This window comes from Brasilonema angustatum (assembly GCF_059505445.1).
Window position 1 is genome coordinate 18,534 of sequence record NZ_JCACKO010000048.1, and the last position, 23,067, is coordinate 41,600.

Genomic DNA, 23,067 nt, shown 5'->3' on the forward strand with positions numbered 1-23,067 from the left:
GCTCCCTCCGGGTTCGCCAGTCGCCTACGGAGGGAGACCCTCCTGCAGCGCTGGACTCACCGCAACGCACTGGCTCCCCATGTTAGCGAAGCGAGCCGTAGGCTGCGACTGGCGTTAGCGCAGCGAGACCGGAGGTCTTCCCCCGAAGGGGTAAGTACAACTCAATGGAGTAGACGAATATTTTAGCATACATTGGTACTTTTTGCATGACATTATAGTGAAATTTTAGTGAAGTCTTATTCATAAACTTTGCCATGATTGCCAATCAATTCCCTATTTAGTTCCACCAAGGAGTTAGGGCTTATATTGACAACCACAACCTGTATACAAACAGGTAGGAAGAAAATATTTATTTTTTTTATAATGTAAAGCTTTATAGTTATAAATACTCCCCCTTTGCGGTATGATCGGGGTCATGAGTAGCTTTTGTTAAGTATAAGTAGACAGAGGGCAAGACGCTGTGATTAGAGTTGCAATTAACGGTTTCGGGCGCATCGGGCGTAACTTTGCACGTTGCTGGGTAGGGAGAGAAAATAGCAATCTCGAACTTGTCGCTATCAATGACACATCCGACCCTAGAACCAATGCTCATCTGCTGAAGTATGACTCGATGCTAGGGAAGTTAAATGGTGTTGACATTTCTGCCGATGATAACTCAATTACCGTTAACGGTAAGACTATTAAGTGTGTCTCCGACCGCAACCCAGAAAACTTGCCCTGGAAAGAGTGGGAAATTGATCTAGTTATCGAAGCAACAGGGGTTTTCACTTCCAGAGAAGGGGCGACAAAACATCTTAATGGTGGTGCAAAGAAAGTTCTCATCACCGCCCCAGGGAAAAACGAAGATGGGACTTTTGTGATTGGCGTGAATCATCACGATTACGACCACCAAAAGCACAACATTATCAGTAACGCTAGCTGTACCACTAACTGCTTGGCTCCCATCGCGAAGGTGTTGCACGAGAAATTCGGCATCATCAAAGGTACTATGACCACCACTCACAGCTACACTGGTGACCAACGCTTACTAGACGCCTCTCACCGTGATGTCAGGCGGGCACGTGCTGCAGCCGTCAACATTGTGCCTACCTCCACAGGTGCGGCGAAAGCTGTAGCGCTGGTTCTACCAGACCTCAAAGGTAAGCTGAATGGCGTGGCGTTGCGCGTACCCACCCCTAACGTTTCCATGGTGGACTTTGTGATTCAGGTTGAAAGGCCTACTATTGCCGAAGAAGTCAACCAAGCCCTCAAAGACGCTTCCGAAGGTCAACTCAAAGGCATTTTGGATTACAGCGATCTCCCCCTGGTATCATCTGATTATCGAGGTACTGATGCTTCTTCGATTATTGATGCTAACTTGACTTTTGTTATGGGCGGCGACTTAGTGAAAGTCATGGCTTGGTATGACAACGAGTGGGGTTACAGCCAGCGAGTCACTGACTTGGCAGAGTTAGTAGCCGAAAAATGGACTAACTAGTCATTTGTCATTTGCATAAGACAAATAACTAGCAGCTAACGATGAAAATGTTGAAACCCTCGATCAAGATTGAGAACTTGGTCGGGGTATTCTTTTGTTTGGTCATGCAAAATGACTGTTGATCCATCTGTGATTTTTCCCACAATAGCCGCGCCCTCACCAAGCTGTTGCACAAAAGTATATGCTTGCTCTTTTGGCAAGCACAGCACAAGCTCAAAGTCTTCGCCACCGTATAAGGCATATTCTAGGGCTTGTTCTTGTGTCAGCCAATGATCGAACTGTGTTGGTAAAGGAATTTGAGTGCGTTCAATAACAGCACCAACACCACTGGCGCGGCAAATTTGCACCACAGCATCTGCCAAGCCGTCGCTACTGTCCATACCAGCGACAAAAGGGGTATGAGAGTCTAGAATTTCCCATAGAATTGGTAAGACATCTAATCGGGGTTTGGGTCTTTGGTGTGCCTGAATTAATATTGTGCGATCGCTCTGACTCAGATTTTCCCCAAAATCAGGATGCAGCAGCAATTGTAAGCCAGCAGCACTAGCCCCGTGAACACCTGTGACAACTATGGCATCTCCCACTTTAGCTTGGTTACGGCGAATAACACCTGAGGGGTCAACTTGACCAAAAGCGGAAATGGCTATCGTAGTTGTGGGCGATCGCACAATATCACCACCAACAATTGACGTATTGTACTTTTGCAGGCATTGGGTCATTCCCTGGTACAATTGTTCCACCCAACTGACAGTAACCTCGCCAGGGAGTCCTAGTCCGACAGTAATTCCTAAGGGAGTTGCACCCATTGCTGCTATATCTGATAAGTTAGCAGCAACGGCACGCCAACCAGCATCTTCACCAGAAGTAGTCAGTTCACTGAAATGGACACCATCAACCAACACATCAGTTGTGACTACCAAAGATTGTCCTGGTTCAGTAGAAAGCACAGCCGCATCATCTCCGATAATTTCTGGAGGACAAAAGCGCTGCAATCTTTCTAAAAGACCTTGCTCTCCAATATCTTGAACTCGCAAAGAGGATAATTCATTGTTCACAGTTACTTTTCTGCTTTGGACTATTTTTTGATGCTTTGCAAAAATCCTGTTTAAAGCTATTAGGACTTACGCACGAGTTACTAATGAACTTGAGTGTGAAATTGCTTCCTTACGTCGCAACGGCTGCAACTACGTTATTTTTGCGTAAGTCCTAGCTATTTCAATCCACTGATGCATGCAGATAGATTAGAGAATTTATCTGGTGTGTATTTGTGGTCTTATATTCAAAAAATTTACTTTTGTAGGAAATGCACAGAAACGACTCGTGATAATTTTTCTTATAAAAACTTTGCAATTCTCTCAACAGCAGTTTCCAATACTGGTGTATCATGCACTAAGGCAAAGCGGACATATCCTTCTCCAGATTTACCAAAGCCTGCACCTGGTGAGGCAGCTATGCCTGTTTTTTCTACAAGCTGAGTACAAAAGCCGATAGAATCTTGACTCCACCGTTCTGGTAACTTTGCCCAGATATACATTGTTGCCTTGGGCGTGGGGACATACCAACCAATACGGTGTAAAGCGCTGACAAAGGTATCTCGGCGTTGGCGCAAGGTGTTAACAGAGGTTTTGACCCCAGTCTGTGGACCAGTCAGGGCAGCAACAGCACCGTTCAAAATTCCCCGATACTGATTAAAATCAACTGCTGCTTTTATCTGGCGTAAAGCATTAATTAACTGGGCATTACCGATGGCGTAGCCAATACGGAAGCCGCCCATGTTGTATGACTTGGAAAGGGTGAAAAACTCAATTGAGACGCTTTTGTCTGGATCCGCTTGTAGAATTGAGGGAGCAAGGGATTTGCCCCAATTCTCGGTTCCTAGTTCTGAGTCGTTACTTTCCTCAAAGACCAAATCTACGTAGGGGAAATCGTGGACTAGGACAATATTGTGTTCCTGACAAAAACTAACTGCTTCTTTAAAGAAGGATAGCGGTGCGATCGCCGCAGTTGGATTATGAGGGTAGCTTAAGACCATCATCCGCGACTGTGCTAATACAGGTGTAGGAATATCTGTAAACACAGGTAGAAACCCGTTTTCTGCCCGTATTGGCATTGGGTAAATTTGACCATTTGCCAAGTGTACTCCTCCCGCGTGGGAGGGGTAACCCGGATCAAGCAATAGAGCAAAATCTCCTGGATTGAGGACAGCTAAAGGCAAATGTGCTGTACCTTCTTGGGAGCCAATGAGGGGCAGTACCTCTGTTTCTGGATTGACGGGAATACCAAATCTTTCAATATACCAGCTTGCGACTGCTTGGCGAAAAACTTGAGTGCCGTGAAATAGTAAGTAGCCGTGGGTACTTGGGTTGTGTAAAGATTGGGCGATCGCCTCGATGACGTGCGCCTCAGCGGATAGGTCCGAAGACCCCAGCGACAAATCTATTAACTCTTGTCCATAAGCCAAAGCTTTTGTTTTGGCTTTGTCCATATCAGCAAATACATTTGATTGCAGGGGTTGTATACGTTTAGCAAACTGCATTTTTCGTCCTTTGTCGTGACATACTCCTGCACTGACTGCAAGCAGTACAGTGTAGGCATCTCAACCAATCCAGCTATTGCTTCGGAGGCGTTGAGCTTTGTTTTGAGTCCACGAAATGCCCTACCGCAGACTATCCAAATCTTACCTTGTACGCTACAAATTTTACTGCCCTGGATGAGATGCACAGCTTTTCGCACTATCGGACAAACCCGGAGGTGATTTGTATTAATCAAGATGTGCCTACTTACTTCGTTTGCTGTGCAACGGAGTCGCTTACCAATGATCGCAGTGCCACTGGACAGAGGCTTATCAGACACCGATAAGGGTGAAGTTAACCAAGACAATTCTACCAAAAAACGCAAAAATCGCCTATTCGTCGTCCACCCCATCACTGATCTGATTAAAATCAAATATTGCTCAAGGCGGGGGTCTAACACGAAAAAGGGACAAAATGCGTCGGGTGGGACTCCTTATCGCCCCAAAATTCATCCCAACACTTACCACGAAGTGGAAGTGTGGGGCTTCTTTTGGTTCCAGCTAAGTCAATTGTCTTTAGTCCTTGGTCAATAGCAAGGGACTAAGGACTCAGGACTAACGACAAATGACTAATTGAGATGAGAATCTAAGAGGCTGAGTAATTTGTCTTTGCTGATGACTCCCTCAGTGGATGCCAAAAGTTTGTCTCCTTGAAGAAGTCTGAAAGCTGGTACACCTTCGACCTGGTACTGCTTGACTGCAACTGGGTTAGGATCAACTTCCATTTTTACCACTTTCAGGCGATCGCTGTAGGTGGTAGCTGCGGAGTTTACCAGTGGCGACATCAATTGACAAGGTCCACACCAGGAAGCCCAAAAATAAATTAATACAGGCTTATTGGCTTTCAACACTTCCGTTTCAAACTCAGCATCAGTTATGGTTACAACACTGCTGCTCATTGCACTCTCCAGCAATACCCATTAATCATAACTTGCCCACAGACTACTCTATCTCAATCTGAGGACATTTACATACTCTGTTATTTATCCGTTGCCAACCTTGCGGTCTTGAGGCAATGTATCAAAAACCTTGATAAACTCTTTGTCAAAAACACAAAAGAATATCAAGGTTTCTCTTGAAAGTAGTATAAATCCGCTTGTGATGAACCCAACACAAAGCGCTTGTCAGTGTAAAAATTACATTTGATCCAATTGCTTGCGTAGCGAATCCAACTCAGCATCAACCACTTCATTTTTATTTGATTTTGGAGGAGTGGTTTGTTCCGGTAGTTGGGGTTGATTTGGTGAACCTCCGGGTAAAGACATTTGCGATTTCAAAGCTGCCAATTCATCATCAACATCGCTAGCTTCCAAAGATGCGAATTGGTTTTCTAGATCTGCACCTGCCAACTCAGCTGCTGACTGAGCACGGGCTTCTTGTGTCAAAACTTTTTCTTCCATGCGTTCAAAAGCAGCCATAGCACTGCTGGTATTCATACCACGCACCATGCCTTGAAGTTGCTCTTGAGCTTTTGCAGCCGTAATCCGTGCTCTGAGCATTTCTTTCTTGGTCTTTGCCTCAGAAATTTTGCTTTCCAGTTGGATTAAGTTGCGCTTGAGAGTCTCAACCTGAACAGTTTGCTGATCTAGACTGGCTTTGAGTGCATTTGATGTGTCAGTAAAAGTTTTTTTACGCTCCAGTGCTTGCCTTGCTAAGTTTTCTTCACCTTTTTGCAGTGCTAGTTGAGCGTTGCGCTGCCACTTATTGATTTCGTTCTGAGCATCATTGTACTGTTTCTCAGTCCGTTTTTGGGCTGCTATTGCCTGAGCGACGCCCTGTTTTAGCTGTACCAAGTCTTCCTGCATTTCTAAGACGGCTTGTTCCAGCATTTTTTCTGGATCTTCGGCTTTACTGACTAGGTCGTTCAGGTTGGCACTGACGACTCGTTTCATGCGATCAAATAATCCCATAACTTTGTTTTTCCTCTTGTGATTTACGCGCCTAGTTGGGTAGTTAGGTTTTTTACTATTTCATAGCTACTTATTTCAATGTAATCGTTCCGGTTTGGATTGGCGCTGACGAAAGTGTTCTTATTTTTTAAGATAAGCTGCAAGTTAGATCATTGCCCAATCTTCATCAGTCTGGAGTTTTAGGTAGCTGTTGTCTTTTTTGTGATTCAGTAGAAAGCTGCTTTTGCAGTGCTGCTAGTTCTGCATCAACATCACCAGCCTGTTCCAAAGAAGTAAATTGCTGATCCAAAGCATCTGTACTCGTTGTGGAAATAGCTTCTGTTTGAGCTTCTAGCTGCAAAACTTTTTCTTCCATACGCTCAAAAGCTTTGATGCCATCTAAGCTAGAACTTGTGCCCAACATTTCTTGAAGTTTGTATGACGCTTCAGCAGAACGGGCGCGAGCAATGTACATATCTTTTTTTGTTTTTGCTTCGGCAATTTTTAGCTCTAAGGTGCGCATATCTTTTTTGATTCTAGCCACAACAGTACTTTGTTCGTCTATCTGAGTGGCAAGAGCTTCACCCGTTTGTTGATATGCTCGCCGTTTGGTAAGAGCTTCCCGTGCTAAAGATTCGTTACCTTGTTGCAGTGCTAGTTGAGCACGGCGATACCATTCTTCTGCTATAGACTGGGCATTAGCCATTTGTCGTTCTGTGCGCTTTTGGGTGGCGATCGCTTGGGCTATCCCTTGTCGCAATTGCATTAAATTCTCCTGCATCTGTTGGACAGTTTGTTCCAGAATTTTTTCTGGATCTTCTGCACGCACAGTTAAACTATTGAAATTAGCGCGAATCACCCGCATGATACGGTCAATTAGTCCCATGTTCTACCCTCGATTCATTTTTCAATAGGGGTGTAAGGGTTAACACTCGTCAGTTATCAAGCAAGCACAGTATCAGTTAATCTCCACAAAGGAAACGATTTACTATAGTCTTTACGAATGAATTACCTTGCTCACACCTTTTTTTGTAACTGATAACTGTTCACCCTATGGCTAACGCCACGCCTTACGGCTATCGGGTTCGCCCTATGGCTAACGCCACGCCTTACGGCTATCGGGGAGAACCTCCGGTTCCGCTGCGAAGAGCGCAGTCGCCTAGGTCGGGAGAGCCGTCATTCGCGCTGTCTCACCAGATGCCTCTGTCGGGAAACCCTCATCAAGCACGCTTACTCACTGTTCACTGTTGAGTGATAACTCTTATTCCATATCCCCTTTTAGGGCTGCGTCAACTATCTTAAGGCTGCTGAATCTTGGCATTAATGCCTTGTGCTTGTAATTCTTTGAGGAGTGATTGTGCTTCCTCTTTTTTCTTGAGGGCACCTAGATAAATAATTTTACCGTCGGGTGATAAGTAAGCATCGCGAACAACTTGCCGTGCAGATGCAAAAGCGCGATCGCCTTGGTTGTCAATAATCACATGATAAAATCCATCTGCTGACGGTTTGATTTCTGTATCCGGCTTTTGGGAAGTTGTTGCTTTTGAGTTGGGCGTAGAGTTCTGTCCAAGGTTAGGTATGGGTGTGAAAGTTGGTTGAGCTACATTTTTCACATTTTTGTTACTTTCTGGCGTCTTTTGGGCCGTTTTAGGCGTTTTTTGCGGAAATAATCGATTAAAAGTAATTTGTGGCAAGCTCTGGAAATTGAAGACGATGTAGCCCAGCGTCAAACTTCCTAAGAATAGTAGTAACATCGAGCCAATGCCCAAGGGAGATAGCAGACTGTTCTTAGAATTCTTTGGTGCTTGAGTCTTTGGTTCATCTTCTACTAAACTTCTCAGTAGCGCTTCAGACGATTCCAAGTAGTCATTTGGTTCTTTGCTTGTATTTTGTTGTGAGTTTGAAACATTTTCCCTCTGACTCTGACTTGGTTCCTGGATTTGTGTATGTACGACAAGGGCATTTGACGCTCTTGAGATTTGTGCTTCGGCAGAGTTGCTTGGAATTGAATCTACATTCGATTGTAGATGTTGTGTCTTTGACGAAGCTGACGTCTGCGGCTGGGAGGTTTCTGGTAGTAACAAAGCATCGAATATTGTATCTGATGCACTCACCTGATCTTGAGTTTGTACTGGAGGTTTGGGTGGGTTAATTTTCGTTTCAGGAAGAATAGATTCCTCCTGAAGGAAAGTATTTGGGGTATGTGTTTTTCCTATTGTCAACCCATATTTCCGGAAACTCTCTTTGAGATTATCCTCTGCTGATAATTTTGTATTGCCCCCTGTCGCACTCATAGAAGTGAACGGTTGAAGTTTACTGCTGGGGGAAAGGCTTGCACGGGATTGGCTTGGGATTCTGTATCCAATTCGTGTACGTCGGTATCGAGCTAACTCTTGATCTAGTTGGACTTCCAAACTCGCCAGTGCTGCTGCTAGTGGTGGTTTCAACCCTGTTGTTTTAGAAGATTGAGCACCCGACGACGTATCTATTAGGGGATTTTGACTCATTGCCTATCTGCCTCAAACCTGGAGTGTGGGATTCATTGAAAAATATATTTTTGCCAATCAAGCGCGATAAATATCATATAGCAGTCCGATTTTAGTTGTGAAACAAGTGTTGGGGTTGTCGAGTGTTCTTCATGAAAAATTTCACTAATCATTTAGGATTGCTATAAATATATTTCACAGCTGTGCTGTAGTTTTTGCGAAGGTTAGGTAAATTTCGTTGAAATCAATTAATGATATTTTAGAGGTTTTGGCAGTTCAAGCTGAATGGCAAGAGCAGCCATTTCAACGTTTGCTCACGTGTTGGGCTGAAATTGTAGGAGGTGTAGTAGCTACTCACACTAAACCGTTGTCGCTCGATCGCGATGTTTTGCGGGTGGCAACTTCGAGTGCAGCTTGGGCACAGAACCTAACTTTTGAGCGCCAGCGCTTAATTTTAAAGTTGAATCAAAAACTCTCAATAGGTTTGAAGGATATTCATTTTTCTACAGCTCGATGGCAGCGTCCTCAAAACACTCCCAAGGAAGAACAAACAATCTCGCCTCAAGAACATCCCAGTTACGTGGGTGATGCGATGAGTAGAAACGATGATATGACGCCTAAAGCTAAGGATCCCAATGCTGCTTTCCAAAATTGGGCTAGAACAGTGCAAGGGCGATCGCACGATTTACCCCTTTGTCCACTCTGCCATTGTCCCACTCCACCGGGCGAACTTCAGCGGTGGGGTGTCTGTTCTGTGTGTGCTGCTAAACAATCTTCAAAGTCCTCCTGAGCATTTAAACAAAAAAGTCACTAATCGGTGAATTCAGAACTGTTGGAATTCTTTCAAGAAACACGCTTGACGCTTAACGCTTAACGCTTAACAGCGAAAGAGTGTTTCTTTCATTCGTAGCGGGTGGTGCGCCGTCTGTGGGACTGATCCTAAGTTGTTTCTCGATTCTTTTTCTACTTTCGTTAATCCTACTCATATCAGGACTAATGGCTTAGCATTGTGCAGTGAGATTTTTCTGATATATCTCTCAAAATAGTTTTGTGATCATGTGATGAATTGCTCCAAACCACTATAGCAATCCATTTGAGTTGTGAACAGTTCGTTTGGGCGGTTGAGTGTTGAGTGTTGACAATCAACACTCAACAGTCTTAACTCAATATTCACAAATCATTTAGGACTGCTATATATTTTTTTCAATCACTTCATCTTCCTAAAGAAATAATATATCATTTTTGAGATTTCATCTTAGTGACGACTCAATCATGTCAGTTCTTCCTAAAGATACAGTTAATTGCATCTGAAAAAGTGTCCCCAAAGGCTGAAGTTCAAAGGTGGCTCACATCGTTATATTCATAAGTAGCTTTGATCCCCAATCATTTTCAGCTAAAACCGAGTATGCTTAATCCATCGCAATTAATGTATCACTTTGTTAACAAAAAAGTTGAAAAAGATAACACAAATCTAAAAAGATTATAAAGTTAATCTTTTCGTTGGGATCGCTATAACCTAGTTAACGCAAGGGTTGTAGCCAAAAGCCACATTCTATGTGTTGATGCAAAATAAAGGAACAAAAGTAGCCCGAAAACGGCACTAAAGGCATTAAATATGAAACAGATAAAATCATTGACTTCTGCCTGTAAACATTGTCGTTATTACGATATAGAGGGACGTCGCGGCGGATTCTGCCAACAGTTAGGAGCACCAGTTCGAGGAAATTGGAAGGCTTGTTCTTTGGCGCTCCCAGCGTTCACTCCTTCTTGGGAAAATTTAGAAGATGTTTGGAGTTTGCCAGATGCAACATTAGTCTTGGCTTCAGGTTTAAACAACCCAGCCCTTGATCCCGTTGAGGAAACGGCCGCTCCCTGCTCTTTTGAAAAGGCGAAAGCTGAGGCTGTACTAATATAGCTTTCTTTTGCCAAAACAGAAAAAGTCAAATTGTAGAAGTACCCTTTTAGTGCTGTTTTGGGCGAATTGGTTCACACCTGTTTTTGTAGAAGACAAATAAGACCTAGATCGTATAAAGCGCGAATATTTCAGAGTTTACTTTGTGGAAGTGACATACATAGGGTAAAAAACTGAAAGCGAGAATTTGGACAAAGTTGGATAATTTGATAAATTTCAAAAACAAAATTCGCTTTTAACATCTATAGGTCTTGAAAAGACTTTAACACTTAAAAAATCGCGCCTTTTATCAAAGGTGCGATTTTTGCGACTTTTTGTATTTTTAGGGGAGCCAGGGATATTGATGAAAGTTAGGTGGACGCTTTTCTAGAAAAGCTTGTTTTCCTTCTCGTCCTTCTTCTGTCATGTAATAGAGTAAGGTGGCATTGCCTGCTAATTCTTGCAAACCAGCTTGTCCATCACAGTCAGCGTTAAATGCTGCTTTGAGACAACGAATGGCGATGGGACTTTTTTCTAAAATCTCTCGCGCCCACTGGATACCTTCAGCTTCAAGTTGTTCTATCCCAACAACGCAATTGACTAAACCCATTTCTAGTGCTTGCTGTGCATTGTACTGTCGGCAGAGAAACCAGATTTCTCGCGCCTTTTTTTGTCCAACAACGCGGGCAAGATAACTAGCACCAAAACCTCCATCGAAACTACCTACTTTCGGACCAGATTGTCCAAAAATAGCGTTATCAGCCGCAATAGTTAGATCACATATTAAGTGCAGGACGTGTCCTCCACCAATGGCATACCCAGCAACAAGGGCAATAACTACTTTTGGCATGGAACGAATCAGGCGTTGTAAGTCCAGCACGTTCAAACGTGGTACACCATCATCGTCTACATAGCCAGCGTGTCCTCGCACACTTTGATCACCTCCTGAACAGAAAGCGTACTTACCATCGGTGTGTGGGCCAGCACCAGTAAATAGGACAACGCCGATACTAGTATCTTCGCGGGCATCACAGAAAGCGTTGTACAGTTCAAAAACAGTTTTAGGACGAAAAGCATTTCTTTTGTGAGGACGGTTGATGGTAATTTTGGCAATGCCATCTGCTTTGTGATAGAGAATGTCTTCGTAGGTTTTAGCTATTTGCCAGTTAGTTTGCATGGGGAAAAAGAATCACTTGTATCAGCTTAAAGATTCTATCAGGAGCTGTCGGGAGGACTCCGCTACGATATGTAATTTCTAAAGCATCATTTCAACTGCCTTAATCTTTGCAGTTTTAACATCGTGATACATGTCATCAACCACAAGAAACCGACTCCATAACCTGCAATAATATCTGTAGGCCAATGTACTCCCAAATATAAGCGACTGATGCCAATGGCTGCGATTAAAATAATTGCTAAACAGTAAATTACTCTGGATAACTTAGGATAGTGAATTGCTAGCAAATAAGCGATAAAACCATATAGAACCATAGAACCTAGTGCATGACCACTAGGAAAACTAAAAGATTTTTCAGAAATCAACCGATGCCAAAGTTCCGGACGAGGTTTAGAAAAAAATAACTTCAGCTCTGTATTTAAAATAAATGCTCCCAAGCAAGCAAGTACAAAAACTTTTGCTTCTTCTCGGTAATGTCGCCACCAAAGTAACAAGACAGTAACTACTGCAACCGTAACCACTGTCCTAGGATTACCGATATTTGTAAGAAACAGCATCAAATTATCTAGAGTTGGATTAGCAAATTGATGTAGCCATAACAGAAAAGTCGTATCAAATGCAAAAGCTTCTCGCTCTAAAACCTCTTCAGCTAAGTTTGCTAAAACAAAAAGGATAAGTAGACAACTTATAAGTCCAACAATACCTGTTGTGGCAATTAAGGGAGCCAAACGAGGATGTATATGACGCAACCAGAAATGAGAAATTTGTCGGAGCATACTTTAATGTCATTCATCGTTAGAAGCCCCGGCCACACTTAGTCTTATCTGGTTTAGAGTTGTGAACAGAATACAGCAGACTCCAAGTATTGACATAAGGACTATAGATGAGCCGATAGTACCAAAACCGAAACCACCTTTTTCGTCTGGTTTTGTAAGAACATCCCCCAGTGTTGCACCAAATGGTCGGGTTAAGACAAACGCAATCCAAACTATAGCTCTTTAAAAATTTTATCCTTGGTTAGGCATACGCATACCTATGATATGTACGGAAACCGCCCTTTAAGCGATAAGCCGTTCGCGCAGCGTGCGCTTTGCGCATACGCTTGACGCAAAGCTTATAGCACAGAATTCTATCTTAGGATGGCGTAGCCTTACCTAAGATATGTGCCACGATGACAATAAAAGTCAATAAAGTTTCTTATGGCACAAACTGAAACTCATAACGATCAGCAAGATGACTTCTTGATCGAACCAGAAAAAGACCGACTAGGATACGCGCCCTTCGCCAAGCATTTGGCAGATAGTATTTGCAAAATGACTGTTACTGAAGGGTTTGTGATTGCAGTGTACGGTTCGTGGGGTTCCGGCAAATCGACACTGTTGAACTTTGTAGTTCATTGTCTTAAACACAAGCCTGATGAGGAGCAACCAATCGTCGTTCATTTTAATGCTTGGTTGTTTACTGGAAACCAAGACATTACAATGCGCTTTTTTGACCAATTACACAGCGTTTTAACCTCTGTAAAATATATGCCCAAAGGCTTGAGAGAGCGAATAGCCGATGTTGCTAAAGTTGTTTCTCAAGTTCCCCTCCCTTACGCTCAAGCTGGCATGGCAGTAGCAACATTATTTGACGATCAATCAAAGGAAGCTTCCGAGTTAAAAGAAGAACTCGAAAATATAGTGGTGAAGCAGGAGCGGCGAATAGTCGTTGCAATTGATGATATTGATAGGCTTCCCATAGAAGATATTAAGCAGCTATTTCGCATTTTTAAAGCAATTCCGAATTTTCGTAACGTTGTCTATCTTCTGGTTTTTGATAAAGAAGTTGTTAGCAAAGCACTTTGCGAAACTCAGGAGATATCACCAGAAGCATATTTGGAGAAAACTATTCAAGTTCCTTTTGAGTTACCTTCTCCAGATAAAACTTCACTTCGCAGGCTACTTTTTGAAAAACTTAATAGTGTTCTGATTGCAACACCAAAGGATAGCGATCTGCGCTCCGCGCAGCAGCGTTTGCGCAGCGCCCCCTTAGGGGCTAGCTATCGCCCAAAGGGCGGCTCCCTGCAGGAGCATCGCTCTAACTCGAATCAGCCGTCTGCAAAGAGAGATCTCAGCGCCGACTTGGAACAATCAGAACCTCAAGAAGTTCCTGACTTGGAGGAAGCTGATGTGGAAAATCCAGCCACAGAAGTGACTCAACTATTTGATCAAACCTATTGGAGCAATGTTTACTTTCAAGGAATAGACCACTTCATTACTAACCTTCGCGACATTGTTCATCTAACTGACACCTTAACAATGACATATCCGGTAGTGCAAGGCGAAGTGAACCCAGTAGATTTTATTGCTTTAGAATCACTACGGGTTTTTCATCCAATGGTACATAACATAATTCGCAAAAACAAAAATGCTTTTATAGAGCCAATCAATTATTCCTTAGATGAATTGAAAAATTTTCATAATTCTTGGCTGGCTCAGTTGCGAGAGCAAGATAAGCAACCTGTTCAAACTCTGCTCAGAATTCTTTTTCCTAAATTAGAACCTGTTTGGGGAAAGAGATCTAATAATGAACAAAAATTAAAGTGGCGAGAGCAACAGCGTGTATGCTGTCCAGAAATATTTCCTATCTACTTCCGTTTAACTTTACCAGAAGCTGATTTATCTAAGACTCAGATCCAAGCCATTCTTGCTTGCGCCTATGATGCCAAGGCATTTGGAGAAAAACTTATAGAACTGTCTGAGCAAATACGTCCTGATGGTACAACTCAAGTTAGGGCATTTTTAGAAAAACTTGAAGATGGCGCAATAAAAGAAATTCCTACCTCTAGCATTGCCTCAATTGTGGAAGCTTTATTTGATGTGGGAGAAGAACTGTTACGTTCGGAAGATGATTCTCATACCACAATTTTTGATTTTGGGAATGAAATTAGAATTCGTCGTATCATCTTACGGTTATTATGTCGTCTTGATCAAGCTGCACGGTTTGAAGTGTTAAAAACCTCAATGAGTCAAGGAAAAGCATTATCAATAATTACAAAAGAATTAGAAAATTTAAATGAACAACAAAGTGAGTACACCTCAGATATATTTAATCTTCAAGATGATGGGTTAATTAGCAGGCAACATCTGAAAGAACTGGAAAAAATTGTTGCTAAAAGAAAACAGGCACAAAACTCAGAATTTTCTGAAAAAGCTAGTCCTTCAGTTTCTGATAGCGATTAGGCAAGGAACACTGCCGTAAGTCCTGCACACACGCATTCTGGGGCGTAACGTGTTTGAAGGAGAAGGTGATGCTCCAGCTCTTAGCCGCCCAAAGGGCTTATCGCAATTTCTTATTTCCTAATTCTGCCTAATTTTACTGTAGGCGGAGCCTCCATGAGGGCATTTCCAAGTAGAGCATAGGAACGAGAAACTTTCTAAAGCATCATTTCAACTGCCTCAATCTTTGCAGTTTTAACATCGTGATACATGTCATCAACCACAAGAAACCGACTCCATAACCTGCAATAATATCTGTAGGCCAATGTACTCCCAAATATAAGCGACTGATGCCAATGGCTGCGATTAAAATAATTGCTAAACAGTAAATTACTCTGGATAACTTAGGATAGTGAATTGCTAGCAAATAAGCGATAAAACCATATAGAACCATAGAACCTAGTGCATGACCACTAGGAAAACTAAAAGATTTTTCAGAAATCAACCGATGCCAAAGTTCCGGACGAGGTTTAGAAAAAAATAACTTCAGCTCTGTATTTAAAATAAATGCTCCCAAGCAAGCAAGTACAAAAACTTTTGCTTCTTCTCGGTAATGTCGCCACCAAAGTAACAAGACAGTAACTACTGCAACCGTAACCACTGTCCTAGGATTACCGATATTTGTAAGAAACAGCATCAAATTATCTAGAGTTGGATTAGCAAATTGATGTAGCCATAACAGAAAAGTCGTATCAAATGCAAAAGCTTCTCGCTCTAAAACCTCTTCAGCTAAGTTTGCTAAAACAAAAAGGATAAGTAGACAACTTATAAGTCCAACAATACCAATTGTGGCAATTAAGGGAGCCAAACGAGGATGTATATAACGCAACCAGAAATGAGAAATTTGTCGGAGCATACTTTAATGTCATTCATCGTTTCAGCAAAGCCAAAAATCAGAAGGGGAAGGTTTAGCAAACCTACGATTCCGAGGATGAGAGGTGTTCCTATTATCGGGTGAATCATCTATCTGCTTAAACGCATCACTCAAGTGGCTGACGCACTTTTTTCTCCTTTCGCACGGAAAAGAATAGGACAACTGCCAGCAGGATAAAGGCGATCGCCGAAGCATAGCCCCTTGGCAGTGATAGACCGCCATCTTTGACTGGTTTGGTAAGAAAATCTCCGAAGGTGGCTCCGAAGGGTCGCGTGAAGATGAACGCGAGCCAGAATAGGGGAATATCACTCAACTTTGTTAGGTAGTGAAGCGCGATCACAACACCAATAACGCTGGCCGTCACAAATGCGCCCTGGATATAGCTCAGTCCCAAGTTGCTTGTCAGAAAGTCACCAAAAGCCGTTCCCAAACTGTTGGAGAACACGATGGCCAGCCAATAGGTGGTCTCTGCGTCTTTCCTCGTGATCGGATAAACGCTCAGATCCCGATCTCGATAGTACCAGATGGCAAGAACGCTCAGGAGACCGGCTACCAAGATGAGCGATCCCACTGCGTAGCCCAATCCGAAAGATCGATCCATCAAGTCTGAAACTTCGGTTCCGGCTGTGGTTGTCGCAATGATAGCCGCCCAATAAAGGACTGGACGATATCTGTCGGATTGAATTTGAAAAAACAGGAAAATAGCTAGGATGGCGAACGTTACGGCAAAGGCTATGTAATACCCCAGCCCAAGAGACATTGAGATGAAGTCACCTGCCGTCTCGCCAAGCGTCGTGGCAATGATCTTCATGATCCAGAAGAAAATTGTGACTTTTGCAACTTTGTTCATTTCTTTTTCACAATAAAAATCAGATTAGCAAAGTCTGGTATTTACAACTAAGAGCTAAATGGCACTAATAACGTAAGTTGCTAGTACAAGGAGTCAGAAGTCAGGAAAAAAAATACATAATCGCCAGATCACAAACAGAAAAATACCCAATGTTGAGCAGGCGATAGGTTCGCTGCAGCATAGCGGCAGATCGCGCAGGGCGCAGACGCCAAGGGAGTATCGCCAATCAGTCTTGTGAGTTGATCGGCAATGATACTGATTTCTTCTGCTTCAGGCTTAAGTAAATAACCAAACTCGTTATTATAGAAAGAAAAAGCATACTAGTCCCAACCGTACCTAAACCAAAGCCACCTTTTGAAGCTGGCTGGGATAATAAATCGCCTATAGATGCTCCAAGCGGACGAGTCAAGATGTAAGCTAACCAGAATGCTAAAACTGCATTCATATGGAAGTAATAATAACTGCTCGCTATGATTGCAATTGAAGCGCCAAATATCAGTGCTGATTCTGCATAACCCACTCTCAAAGCCTCTGCCAAAAGATCTCCTGTTGCGGTTCCCAAGGCAAACGTAAATAAAATAGCTACCCAGTAGAAAAGTTCTCTTTTAGCTGTATTTATGGAATGCATGGCTAATGTCTTTTCGTTTGAATACCAGAGCGCAAAAACTACCAACAAGGAAACACTAAAAATTACAGTAGTTGTCATCAAACTAACTCCAAGCTCGTCCACCAATCTATCAGTGATCAGTGTGCCAGTAATACTCATCAAAACAACTACAATCCAGTAACTCAATGGAATATACCGTTTCAGCCTAAACTGATTCAAAAGCACAATCAATAATATGCCGCTCATTATATAGGATGTAGCACTTAAACCAAAGTTCAGGGTTACTGACAAATAATCTGCTGCCGTTTCACCTACCGTGGTTGCGAGAATCTTTATAATCCAGAAAACAAGTGTAATCTCTGGAACCCTGTTTAACATCTTTTTCATTGTATTCCTCCTCCTTTATTAAAGTAATGAGTTATAGCTTATTGATATCAATTGAGTCACAAGAGTACCTAAAAACACTCCCATCAATAGAAGCAGAGAAAAGTTTTTTTATAACTTTATTTGGTGCAGAGTGATTGCACTATACACCCCAAAGGTCAAGAAAAAGTCAAGATTTTATCTCAAGCGGAATTTACCCTTAATAGATAGACATAAAATAGCTTAAATATCTAATCATCACTTGAGTTAAGCGTTAAGCTTTCCTTCCCTTAACCAGTAAGTTTACAACTCCTGCGCGGATTGCTATTGGTAATCATTTCCTGCTTCTTGACTAATTTGACTGTGCTACACTCCCATAGCTTTGATAATGTTCATATATAGAGGAATTCCTACAATAATGTTGAACGGAAAAGTGAGTGCTAAAGCCATAGAAATATACAAGCTGGGATTAGCTTCAGGAATTGTCATTCTCATTGCTGCAGGAACTGCTATGTAAGAAGCGCTAGCACAAAGAACAGCAAATAAAAGGGCATTACCTTGTGGTATACCAATGAGTTTCGCAATGAGGATCCCCAAAATTGCATTGGCAACAGGCATAAATACAGAAAAGATAATTAGAAAAGAACCTGTTTTTCTTATATCTAGTATTCTTCTAGCAGCTACCATTCCCATATCTAGTAGAAAAAAAGCTAGAACTCCGTAGAAGATGCTTTGAGTAAATGGTTCTAGCTTCTCCCATCCTTTATGTCCTGTTAAAATGCCAACGATAAGGCTCGCAACTAAGAGAAATACAGAACCATTTAGAAAAGCCTCTCGCAAAACTTCACTCCAAGAAAATTCACCTTTTTCTTTCTTTTGACCAAATGCTCTTACTAATACAATACCTATAATAATTGCTGGAGACTCCATCAGTGCTAAAGCAGCTACCATGTATCCATCTGAGGTAATATCAAGCACTTTAAGAAAAGACTGTGCAGTAATAAAGGTGACAGCACTGATGGATCCATAAGTTGCTGCAATAGCCCCAGCATTATACGCATCAAGTTTTGTTTTTAAAATAAAAAAGGAGTAGATAGGAACCGCACAAGCCATCAAGATAGCTGCTATCAATGTCAACGCTACTTGTGGATTAATTCCGCTCTCATTAAGTTCATATCCTCCCTTAAACCCAATTGCAAGTAGCAAGTAAAGAGAAAATAGTTTTGGTAAAGGTTGGGGAATATCTAAATCGGATTTCAGAGAAATTGCCAGCATTCCTACAAAGAAAAAGAGCACTGGCGGATTCAATATGTTCGATAAGATAAGGCTGGAATTCATTTCTACTAACCCTGATTTTTTTGAAGAGAAGTGGGAATGACAATAGGCATCAGGCAATTTAAGTAAATCAGTGTTACAAAATAAACTGGAATTTAGACTAAATTCTGTTTCTTAGGCTACAACCCTTGTATAGCAAGCATTTTAGATTTTGGAATCCGAAAGCGGTGATAAATTGGGAAAGGCAGTCTGGATAAGGGTTTTGCGGTTTGAAAGCCAAAATTAGTCTAGTTCCCGGTGCAAAACTAAATTTCCAAAAAATAAGGGTACGAATTTAAGATGTTTCCAGGAACCAAAACCTTGGTTTTTATGCTTGATAGAATCAGCCTTCTGAGTTTCGCACCGGGAACTAGTCTAAACTCCAAAATAAAGCTATAGGAGTCCTATTTGATTTTTGAATTCGCTACTTACCATCATTATTGCTTTCACCATCCCCATCATTGCCTTTCTGAACTTGAATGCTACTCTTGGGGCGAGTAGCTTCATTCTTCTCATCTTCTTGATTGGCATTTTCAGTGTAGAGAACCTTACCATTACCAGCATCAACTTTAATATCTTGCTGAGCAATTTCTACAGCATAAACTAAATTTCCATTTTCATTTTCGAGTTTGACGCTGCTAGCTTTACCTCCTACAGATGTTTCAGCTGCTTGCTGTGCTTGTTGTGCTGTAATTTTAGCTAGAGGTTGTAATTTAGTTGCTTCTTGCTGTTCTTGTGCATCGTCGTTGGTTTCACCATCGCCATCACTAGCTTGCGCAACTTGGATAACGCTGTGATGCTGACGCACAATTGCTACTGGAGATTGTAGTTGTTTTGCAGACACAACTCGCGATAATCCAGCAAGTCCCAAAGTACCAAAAAAAGCTGTTGCCAAAATGATTATTGTTGAACTTTTCATAGTTGTAAAATACCTTTCATTCTGGGTTTGTCTTTTCACGATACGTAATCAAAGTTCAGAAATAGTCAAGATTAGCTTGAGTTCACGAAATTCAATCTCAAATAGTGAAATCAAGTGACGATTAGATATTTCGGCTATTTTATGTCCATCTATTAAGGGTAAATTCCGCTTGAGATAAAATCTTGACTTTTTCTTGACCTTTGGTGTGTATAGTGCAATCACTATGAACTCCAGCTCTGAAAAAAACTTTTCTCTGGTTCTATTGATGGGAGTGTTTTTAGGTACTATTGTGACTCAATTGATATCAATAAGCTATAGGACTCGTATTTGATTTTTGACGAAGCTAGGTACACTTTTATTGCTTCTTCCCTAAGCGTTCCCTGTCTGTACGAGTGATTCACGCTCATCAAACCGGATTCCTATAGATGGGGATTGTTGAAGACAACTTTTACAATTCCTATTTTGTAGAATCTGGATAATCAGAACGAAATAGATGTGAAACAATTTGAAGAGATTACGTGAACAATAAGCGTCCACCTGGTTTAGTAGCAATTGTCATTTATAAAACTTTTGTTGCTTCACTCCTAGCTGTTACTTCTATCGCCTTGCTATTAGCACTAAAAAATTACCCAAACTTAGCTGCCTTTTCTGACTTTCGTGTTTTAGAAATAAAACTAACAATGATAGAATGGCTCATCAATAAATTTTTAAGTGTTAGTCCGATTCAACTAGGATTTAGCGGAATAACTCTTGGAGTCTATGCTATTATAACGGGAATAGAAGCAGTTGGTTTGTGGTATGAAAAACGTTGGGCTAAACTATTAGTGCTGGGACTAGTTGGCATTAGCATACCTCCAGAAATATTTGAGTTAATTAAAGGAATAACAATATTAAAGCTCATAGTATTTCTAGTAAATGTAGCTATATTTTGGTATTTGCTGGTTCATTTTCATAAGCATAAAAGGTAATGTTTATCAAGTCTTGATCATCAAGAAGCTGGTAAGCGTACTGTAAAACAACTACCAACTCCTAATTGACTCGTGACAGTAATCAATCCACCATGATTTTGAGCTATGGCTTGTGCGATCGCCAATCCCAAGCCAGAACCACCTCCCCAATAAGAACGAGACTGATCTGCTCGCCAAAAGCGCTCAAAAACCTTGTCGATATGTTCTGGCGCAATTCCCACACCTGTGTCTTGCACGTTCACATAAAGCTGGGAAGCGACACGACTAGTTTTGATTTCAACTACGCCGGATGATGGTGTGTAATAAAGGGCGTTTTCAATTAAATTAGTAAATAGCCGTGTTAGTTGAACTGAATCACCCATCAGGTAAAGATTTTCGCTCAACTGAGATATCAAGTTAATTTGCTTGGCTTGAGCTTGAGGTTTATACAGCTGTACTAAGTTCTCTAAAATAGACATTAAATTGAGAGTCTCCCAATTCTGATTCGGAACTTTATCGGTACGTGCTAACAATAGTAAGTCTTCTGTAAGGCGAGTCATCTGGTTAGTAGCGCTGGCGATCGCCTGAAACTTTTCTACCTCTTTTGCTCCTATTTCTTCTGGATATAACAGTGCCAAATCAGCATTAATTTTAATTGCCATTAACGGACTGCGTAGTTCGTGGGAAGCATCAGCAGTAAACTGTTTGAGCCTTTGAAAACTCTCCTCAATTGGCTGCATCGCTTGACGAGTTAGTAAAATTCCCGCAACTCCACTCAGAACCAAAGTTATAATAATTCCACCGCCTAATCCCCAGTTCAATTTTTCGAGCGTTTCCTCAAATTCTTCTAGGGATTGACTTACTCTGATATACCCAACTAGTTGACCATTATCGCTACCAATAATTGGTATAGTCACTGCTTGAATAGGAACTTTATCAGTCTGAATTTGCACCATTTTGCTTGGCGACAAGGGTAAAGTTAAGACAGTTTCTCCTTGTTTGGCGATCAAATTTCCTTGAATATCAAACCACTGCAATGCCTGATGACGAGTTATTAAGTCTTGTGGACGAAAGTCACTTTCTACTGTTAGGTGACCTTTTTCAAACTCTGCATTTGCAGCCGCACTTTGTCCTATGACTATGAGTCTATCTGTTGTTTGTTGAGTCAGACTGCGAGTGAAAACAACCCGGACTGCTAGAGCAAATATTGCCAGCAGCGATGCAAACACCACTAAGTTAGACAACAACAACCGATAACGAATTTTTTGAAACACATTCTTATTATTATCAAATTATCAGTTACTAGCAGAGAGGTTTGCTGCTACAAATGCTAAAAACTAACCAATGATTTCACTTGTGACCGAGACGATAACCAATGCCATAGATATTTTCAATAAAGTCTTCTGAGCTTCCAGCCCCTCTGAGCTTATTCCGTAAATTGGTGATATGAGTTTTGATGGTTTGTTCTCCAGAAGACTTATCAAATTCCCACAGTTTATCAAGAATTGCCGAACGAGTCAAAACTTTATTTGGATTTCTCAAAAAACATTCTAATATCATGTATTCTTTAGGAGTTAATGATAGAGTATTCCCTGCATAAGTAACTTGTTGGGTAGCAGGATTAAGTTGCATTTCCCCGTGGATTAAAATCGGTGGGCGAATCTCTTGACTTCTCCTAGCTAAAGCCCTGATGCGTGCTGCTAACTCTTTTAAGTCAAAGGGTTTGATTAAATAATCATCAGCTCCAGCATCAAGTCCAATAATTTTATCGCCTGTTGTATCTCTTGCTGTCAGCATTAAGATGAGAGCGTTGGATGAAGCAGCACGTAAACGCTGACACAAAGTAATTCCATCTAATTTAGGGAGCATTAAATCTAATAAAATGAGTTCGTATAACCCTGATTGAGACCATTCCCAGCCCTCAAGCCCATCAGTTGTGATATCCACAATATGGTGTTGGCGTCTTAAATACTCAGCTAATGGTTTGGCAATGCGATCGTCATCTTCAACTATCAAAATTCTCATAATGAACCATTTCTAACTTGTTAGGGCTTGACAAAACTGGGTGAGTATACAATGTATTAAGTGCAATGTCTAGCGACTAAGCAACTCCCAGGTATTGAAGTTTGGCAAGAAGTTTGGCAAGGGGATGATTCTCTCATTCCTAAGCTGTTTTGATCTACCAAGCCCTGTTTGGTGAAAGAAACAGGGCTTCTACTCAAGTATCAAGCTTCTGGTTCTATCCCCGATACTCGCAATTGTGCTGCCAATTTTTCAGCGCGTTGTCGTTCTTGTTCAGCTAAATAATTCTTGTTGGAATAAAGCAGGGAGCAGGTGAGACAGCGCTCTTGGTAGGGTTTCCCGACAGCCAGGCGACTGCGTTAGCGCAGCGAGACCGGAGGTCTTCCCCGATAGCCGTAAGGCGTGGCCGTTCCCACTAG

General features: G+C 41.7%; 23 protein-coding genes. 7 read left to right on the top strand and 16 right to left on the bottom strand.

The features are described 5' to 3' along the window. Positions 1 to 460: 460 nt before the first annotated feature. Positions 461 to 1,477: a type I glyceraldehyde-3-phosphate dehydrogenase gene (locus tag AC5JM2_RS10970; protein ID WP_495834912.1), complete on the top strand. Its 1,017-nt coding sequence runs from the start codon at positions 461 to 463 to the stop codon at positions 1,475 to 1,477. 35 nt (positions 1,478 to 1,512) lie between these two features. Here the strand turns inward: AC5JM2_RS10970 and thiL are convergent, their stop codons facing one another. Together thiL and AC5JM2_RS10980 are read right to left on the bottom strand one after the other, a co-directional pair. Then, a complete protein-coding gene (thiL, locus tag AC5JM2_RS10975) occupies positions 1,513 to 2,532 on the bottom strand; it encodes a thiamine-phosphate kinase (RefSeq protein ID WP_495834913.1) in 1,020 nt (339 codons plus the stop codon). A gap of 278 nt (positions 2,533 to 2,810) precedes the next feature. Then, positions 2,811 to 4,013 carry an LL-diaminopimelate aminotransferase gene (locus AC5JM2_RS10980; RefSeq protein ID WP_495834914.1) on the bottom strand — a complete coding sequence of 401 codons (1,203 nt, stop codon included), beginning with the start codon at positions 4,011 to 4,013 and terminating at the stop codon, positions 2,811 to 2,813. A 234-nt stretch (positions 4,014 to 4,247) separates the two neighbouring features. Here AC5JM2_RS10980 and AC5JM2_RS10985 point away from each other — a divergent pair, with 234 nt between their 5' ends. Further along, positions 4,248 to 4,583 (top strand): hypothetical protein, encoded by a 336-nt coding sequence (locus AC5JM2_RS10985; protein WP_495834915.1) that lies wholly within the window; start codon positions 4,248 to 4,250, stop codon positions 4,581 to 4,583. A gap of 35 nt (positions 4,584 to 4,618) precedes the next feature. On the opposite strand, the gene AC5JM2_RS10990 is transcribed toward AC5JM2_RS10985, so the two are convergent. From AC5JM2_RS10990 to AC5JM2_RS11000, 3 genes are all read right to left on the bottom strand, one after another. Next, a complete protein-coding gene (locus tag AC5JM2_RS10990; protein ID WP_495834916.1) occupies positions 4,619 to 4,948 on the bottom strand; it encodes a thioredoxin family protein in 330 nt (109 codons plus the stop codon). A gap of 237 nt (positions 4,949 to 5,185) precedes the next feature. Then, positions 5,186 to 5,959: a PspA/IM30 family protein gene (locus AC5JM2_RS10995; RefSeq protein WP_495834917.1), complete on the bottom strand. Its 774-nt coding sequence runs from the start codon at positions 5,957 to 5,959 to the stop codon at positions 5,186 to 5,188. A gap of 166 nt (positions 5,960 to 6,125) precedes the next feature. Then, positions 6,126 to 6,824: a PspA/IM30 family protein gene (locus AC5JM2_RS11000; RefSeq protein ID WP_495834918.1), complete on the bottom strand. Its 699-nt coding sequence runs from the start codon at positions 6,822 to 6,824 to the stop codon at positions 6,126 to 6,128. Positions 6,825 to 6,991: 167 nt separating this feature from the next. On the opposite strand from AC5JM2_RS11000, the gene AC5JM2_RS11005 reads away from it, so the two are divergent. After that, positions 6,992 to 7,189, top strand: coding sequence for a hypothetical protein (locus AC5JM2_RS11005; RefSeq protein ID WP_495834919.1), 198 nt, complete (start codon positions 6,992 to 6,994; stop codon positions 7,187 to 7,189). 47 nt (positions 7,190 to 7,236) lie between these two features. Here the strand turns inward: AC5JM2_RS11005 and AC5JM2_RS11010 are convergent, their stop codons facing one another. Then, positions 7,237 to 8,445: a hypothetical protein gene (locus AC5JM2_RS11010; protein ID WP_495834920.1), complete on the bottom strand. Its 1,209-nt coding sequence runs from the start codon at positions 8,443 to 8,445 to the stop codon at positions 7,237 to 7,239. 211 nt (positions 8,446 to 8,656) lie between these two features. Here AC5JM2_RS11010 and AC5JM2_RS11015 point away from each other — a divergent pair, with 211 nt between their 5' ends. Together AC5JM2_RS11015 and AC5JM2_RS11020 are read left to right on the top strand one after the other, a co-directional pair. Further along, a complete protein-coding gene (locus tag AC5JM2_RS11015) occupies positions 8,657 to 9,214 on the top strand; it encodes a DciA family protein (RefSeq protein ID WP_495834934.1) in 558 nt (185 codons plus the stop codon). Between the two features lie 825 nt (positions 9,215 to 10,039). Beyond that, positions 10,040 to 10,339: a hypothetical protein gene (locus AC5JM2_RS11020; protein WP_495834921.1), complete on the top strand. Its 300-nt coding sequence runs from the start codon at positions 10,040 to 10,042 to the stop codon at positions 10,337 to 10,339. A 319-nt stretch (positions 10,340 to 10,658) separates the two neighbouring features. Here AC5JM2_RS11020 and menB read toward each other — a convergent pair whose 3' ends face one another. From menB to AC5JM2_RS11035, 3 genes are all read right to left on the bottom strand, one after another. After that, positions 10,659 to 11,492: a 1,4-dihydroxy-2-naphthoyl-CoA synthase gene (gene menB / locus AC5JM2_RS11025; protein ID WP_495834922.1), complete on the bottom strand. Its 834-nt coding sequence runs from the start codon at positions 11,490 to 11,492 to the stop codon at positions 10,659 to 10,661. A gap of 86 nt (positions 11,493 to 11,578) precedes the next feature. Then, entirely contained in the window at positions 11,579 to 12,268 is a 690-nt protein-coding gene (locus AC5JM2_RS11030) for a phosphatase PAP2 family protein (RefSeq protein WP_495834923.1), read from the bottom strand. A 9-nt stretch (positions 12,269 to 12,277) separates the two neighbouring features. Continuing rightward, positions 12,278 to 12,484: a hypothetical protein gene (locus tag AC5JM2_RS11035; RefSeq protein ID WP_495834935.1), complete on the bottom strand. Its 207-nt coding sequence runs from the start codon at positions 12,482 to 12,484 to the stop codon at positions 12,278 to 12,280. Positions 12,485 to 12,691: 207 nt separating this feature from the next. Between AC5JM2_RS11035 and AC5JM2_RS11040 the strand changes: the two genes are divergently transcribed. Further along, positions 12,692 to 14,716: a KAP family P-loop NTPase fold protein gene (locus tag AC5JM2_RS11040; protein WP_495834924.1), complete on the top strand. Its 2,025-nt coding sequence runs from the start codon at positions 12,692 to 12,694 to the stop codon at positions 14,714 to 14,716. A gap of 202 nt (positions 14,717 to 14,918) precedes the next feature. On the opposite strand, the gene AC5JM2_RS11045 is transcribed toward AC5JM2_RS11040, so the two are convergent. From AC5JM2_RS11045 to AC5JM2_RS11065, 5 genes are all read right to left on the bottom strand, one after another. Next, positions 14,919 to 15,608 (bottom strand): phosphatase PAP2 family protein, encoded by a 690-nt coding sequence (locus AC5JM2_RS11045; protein ID WP_495834925.1) that lies wholly within the window; start codon positions 15,606 to 15,608, stop codon positions 14,919 to 14,921. A gap of 124 nt (positions 15,609 to 15,732) precedes the next feature. Then, complete coding sequence (locus AC5JM2_RS11050; protein WP_495834926.1) at positions 15,733 to 16,476, bottom strand: COG4705 family protein; 744 nt, start codon at positions 16,474 to 16,476, stop codon at positions 15,733 to 15,735. Positions 16,477 to 16,702: 226 nt separating this feature from the next. Continuing rightward, a complete protein-coding gene (locus tag AC5JM2_RS11055; RefSeq protein WP_495834927.1) occupies positions 16,703 to 17,470 on the bottom strand; it encodes a COG4705 family protein in 768 nt (255 codons plus the stop codon). A 342-nt stretch (positions 17,471 to 17,812) separates the two neighbouring features. Further along, positions 17,813 to 18,784 (bottom strand): sodium-dependent bicarbonate transport family permease, encoded by a 972-nt coding sequence (locus tag AC5JM2_RS11060; protein WP_495834936.1) that lies wholly within the window; start codon positions 18,782 to 18,784, stop codon positions 17,813 to 17,815. A 400-nt stretch (positions 18,785 to 19,184) separates the two neighbouring features. After that, entirely contained in the window at positions 19,185 to 19,679 is a 495-nt protein-coding gene (locus tag AC5JM2_RS11065) for a PepSY domain-containing protein (RefSeq protein ID WP_495834928.1), read from the bottom strand. Between the two features lie 518 nt (positions 19,680 to 20,197). On the opposite strand from AC5JM2_RS11065, the gene AC5JM2_RS11070 reads away from it, so the two are divergent. Further along, positions 20,198 to 20,647 carry a DUF2127 domain-containing protein gene (locus tag AC5JM2_RS11070; protein ID WP_495834929.1) on the top strand — a complete coding sequence of 150 codons (450 nt, stop codon included), beginning with the start codon at positions 20,198 to 20,200 and terminating at the stop codon, positions 20,645 to 20,647. A gap of 20 nt (positions 20,648 to 20,667) precedes the next feature. Here AC5JM2_RS11070 and AC5JM2_RS11075 read toward each other — a convergent pair whose 3' ends face one another. Together AC5JM2_RS11075 and AC5JM2_RS11080 are read right to left on the bottom strand one after the other, a co-directional pair. Beyond that, complete coding sequence (locus tag AC5JM2_RS11075; RefSeq protein WP_495834930.1) at positions 20,668 to 21,900, bottom strand: sensor histidine kinase; 1,233 nt, start codon at positions 21,898 to 21,900, stop codon at positions 20,668 to 20,670. Between the two features lie 76 nt (positions 21,901 to 21,976). Then, the gene (locus AC5JM2_RS11080) at positions 21,977 to 22,651 is read right to left on the bottom strand and encodes a response regulator transcription factor (RefSeq protein ID WP_495834931.1); all 675 of its coding nucleotides are present in this window, start codon (positions 22,649 to 22,651) and stop codon (positions 21,977 to 21,979) included. Positions 22,652 to 23,067 lie beyond the last annotated feature (416 nt).

Coding starts and splice junctions, on each gene's coding strand:
- AC5JM2_RS10980 (WP_495834914.1), bottom strand. CDS start 4,013: ATGCAGTTTGCTAAACGTATACAACCCCTGCAATCAAATGTATTTGCT.
- AC5JM2_RS10985 (WP_495834915.1), top strand. CDS start 4,248: ATGTGCCTACTTACTTCGTTTGCTGTGCAACGGAGTCGCTTACCAATG.
- AC5JM2_RS10990 (WP_495834916.1), bottom strand. CDS start 4,948: ATGAGCAGCAGTGTTGTAACCATAACTGATGCTGAGTTTGAAACGGAA.
- AC5JM2_RS10995 (WP_495834917.1), bottom strand. CDS start 5,959: ATGGGATTATTTGATCGCATGAAACGAGTCGTCAGTGCCAACCTGAAC.
- AC5JM2_RS11000 (WP_495834918.1), bottom strand. CDS start 6,824: ATGGGACTAATTGACCGTATCATGCGGGTGATTCGCGCTAATTTCAAT.
- AC5JM2_RS11005 (WP_495834919.1), top strand. CDS start 6,992: ATGGCTAACGCCACGCCTTACGGCTATCGGGTTCGCCCTATGGCTAAC.
- AC5JM2_RS11010 (WP_495834920.1), bottom strand. CDS start 8,445: ATGAGTCAAAATCCCCTAATAGATACGTCGTCGGGTGCTCAATCTTCT.
- AC5JM2_RS11020 (WP_495834921.1), top strand. CDS start 10,040: ATGAAACAGATAAAATCATTGACTTCTGCCTGTAAACATTGTCGTTAT.
- menB (WP_495834922.1), bottom strand. CDS start 11,492: ATGCAAACTAACTGGCAAATAGCTAAAACCTACGAAGACATTCTCTAT.
- AC5JM2_RS11030 (WP_495834923.1), bottom strand. CDS start 12,268: ATGCTCCGACAAATTTCTCATTTCTGGTTGCGTCATATACATCCTCGT.
- AC5JM2_RS11040 (WP_495834924.1), top strand. CDS start 12,692: ATGGCACAAACTGAAACTCATAACGATCAGCAAGATGACTTCTTGATC.
- AC5JM2_RS11045 (WP_495834925.1), bottom strand. CDS start 15,608: ATGCTCCGACAAATTTCTCATTTCTGGTTGCGTTATATACATCCTCGT.
- AC5JM2_RS11050 (WP_495834926.1), bottom strand. CDS start 16,476: ATGAACAAAGTTGCAAAAGTCACAATTTTCTTCTGGATCATGAAGATC.
- AC5JM2_RS11055 (WP_495834927.1), bottom strand. CDS start 17,470: ATGAAAAAGATGTTAAACAGGGTTCCAGAGATTACACTTGTTTTCTGG.
- AC5JM2_RS11060 (WP_495834936.1), bottom strand. CDS start 18,784: ATGAATTCCAGCCTTATCTTATCGAACATATTGAATCCGCCAGTGCTC.
- AC5JM2_RS11065 (WP_495834928.1), bottom strand. CDS start 19,679: ATGAAAAGTTCAACAATAATCATTTTGGCAACAGCTTTTTTTGGTACT.
- AC5JM2_RS11080 (WP_495834931.1), bottom strand. CDS start 22,651: ATGAGAATTTTGATAGTTGAAGATGACGATCGCATTGCCAAACCATTA.